This window comes from Chryseobacterium sp. RR2-3-20 (assembly GCF_017808115.1).
In the GTDB taxonomy this organism is placed as follows: domain Bacteria; phylum Bacteroidota; class Bacteroidia; order Flavobacteriales; family Weeksellaceae; genus Chryseobacterium; species Chryseobacterium oryzae.
In genome coordinates this window covers 1-770 of record NZ_JADQBD010000175.1, presented here as the reverse complement: position 1 = coordinate 770, position 770 = coordinate 1, and the positions used below count along the sequence as shown (strand labels likewise).

1 protein-coding gene is annotated in these 770 nt (G+C 26.2%); it reads right to left on the bottom strand.

Going from position 1 to position 770, the window contains the following annotated elements:
- Nucleotides 1-209: 209 nt before the first annotated feature.
- A complete protein-coding gene (locus IV513_RS15565) occupies nt 210-632 on the bottom strand; it encodes a hypothetical protein (RefSeq protein WP_262897359.1) in 423 nt (140 codons plus the stop codon).
- Between the last annotated feature and the right edge of the window lie 138 nt (nt 633-770).

Genomic DNA, 770 nt, shown 5'->3' with positions numbered 1-770 from the left:
TAACGGAAAAAGTATTGGCGAAGTGCGGGATTTCGAAGAACTGAAAGTTCAAGGAAGACCAAACGTAGCGAATGCTTTTTCAATACTGCTAACTTACAAAAAAATGCAGAATTGAAAAGCATGAGCGGATTATTTTTTCTGCTTTTCAATTTTGCACTTTCCCCCGCATTTTGCCAATACAATGTTACCTGCAGTTTTTTTATTCAAGTTTAGTTTGTTTGTTTTCTGTTTTCAAACTTAGAAAGCAGTTTGTCAATTCTCCTTTTATTCTGTTGTTGTAATAAAGAAGGATATAAATTCATAATTAAGTTGACAAATAAGATTGTAAATGCCAGTAAATATTTTTTGTTGTAAAATGTTGCAATGACAAAAAGTATGACAAATATGAATGCAAATAAATGGTCTATTTCAGATTTAGTCATTTCATTTCGAATATTTTTTACGTCTGAAATATTCATTTTTCTGTCAAATTTTAGATTAGGATTTAAAAACTTAAAAAATGTATTTTTCACAATCCATTTTATTATTCCAACACCAATAATTTTATTTATCATTTCGCTTTTTATAAAATTAAGATTTGATAATGTTGTATTATAGAAATTTGTCTTTCTTATTAAAGCAGTTATAATCATCCCAACAATAAAAGAAAGAAATACAATTGAAATACTGAAACTTAAATATTTAAATATCATTCTTAATTTTCTAATTTATGAGTTTTGTTTAATTTTCAGTTTTTTTTGCGTGATTTTTGGTAAAATTGCAGGTAACGG

What these genes read in the sequence shown, in the direction of transcription:
- IV513_RS15565 (WP_262897359.1), bottom strand. Translation starts at nt 632, where the DNA reads ATGATTATAACTGCTTTAATAAGAAAGACAAATTTCTATAATACAACA.